This window comes from Bradyrhizobium sp. CFUWI (genome assembly GCF_056429085.1).
Genome location: NZ_JBWJZE010000100.1, coordinates 1 through 1,308 on the forward strand (window position 1 = coordinate 1; position 1,308 = coordinate 1,308).

Here is a 1,308-nt window from a genome sequence, read left to right on the forward strand (position 1 = left end):
GGAGGGGCTGCGGGGCGAGGAGAACATCTCCGAGCTCTGCCGCCGCGAAGGCATCGCCGCCTCGATGTATTACGGTTGGTCCAAGGAGTTCCTGGAAGCCGGCAAGCGTCGCCTGGCTGGCGACACGGCCCGTGCTGCGACCTCCGGCGAGGTCAAGGATCTGCGCCGTGAGGCCGCAGCGCTGAAGGAGGTCGTGGCCGATCTGACCCTGGAGAACCGCCTGCTGAAAAAAAGCATGAACGGGGATGGGGAGGACGAGGCATGAGGTATCCCGCCTCCGAGAAGGCCGAGATTATCAAGCTGGTCGAGCAGTCGCACTTGCCGGCCAGGCGCACGCTGGAGAAGCTCGGTATCCCACCAGCCACGTTCTATCGCTGGTACGATCGTTATCGGGACGGCGGTGTTGAGGCGCTGGCCGATCATCGATCGCGGCCGGATCGGGTCTGGAACCGCATTCCCGACGACGTTCGCGGCCAGATCGTCGACCTGGCGCTGGAACTGCCGGAGCTGTCGCCGCGCGAATTGGCTGTGCGGTTCACCGACGAGCGGAAGTACTTCGTCTCGGAAGCATCAGTCTACCGGCTGCTGAAGGCGCATGACCTGATCACCAGCCCGGCCTATGTGGTGATCAAGGCCGCGGACGAGTTCAAGGACAAGACCACGGCCATCAATCAGCTCTGGCAGACCGACTTCACCTACCTCAAGATCACCGGCTGGGGCTGGTACTATCTGTCGACCGTCCTTGACGACTTCTCGCGCTACATCGTGGCCTGGAGATTGGGGCCGACGATGTGCGCCTCCGACGTCACGGCGACGCTCGACCAGGCGCTCGCAGCTTCCGGCCTCGACCACATCACCGTCATGCAGCGGCCGAGGCTTCTGAGCGACAACGGATCGAGTTACGTCGCGGACGATCTGGCCACCTGGCTCAAGGGCAAAGACATGCAACATGTGCGCGGGGCTCCGTATCATCCCCAGACCCAGGGCAAGATCGAGCGCTGGCATCAGACGCTGAAGAACCGCATCCTGCTCGACAACTATTAGTTACCCGGCGATCTCGAACGACAGATCAGTGCCTTCGTCGAGCACTACAATCACGTTCGCTACCATGAGAGCATCGACAATCTCACACCGGCCGATGTCTACTTCGGCAGAGCAGAGACAATCCTGGCCGAACGTCAGCGCATCAAGCGCGACACCATTGCAAATCGTCGCTTGCAGCATCGTCTGCAGGCCGCTTAAACTCTAACCCCTGATGAGCCAGAGCCTCCCTTCGCAGAACGCCTGATCAGTCTCAAATCATCTGAC

At 61.5% G+C, this 1,308-nt stretch carries 1 pseudogene; it reads left to right on the forward strand.

Features of this window, described 5'->3' with window-relative positions:
- Positions 1-1,242 (forward strand): annotated as a pseudogene (locus tag AC066S_RS38840) (IS3 family transposase); the annotation flags it as partial.
- Between the last annotated feature and the right edge of the window lie 66 nt (positions 1,243-1,308).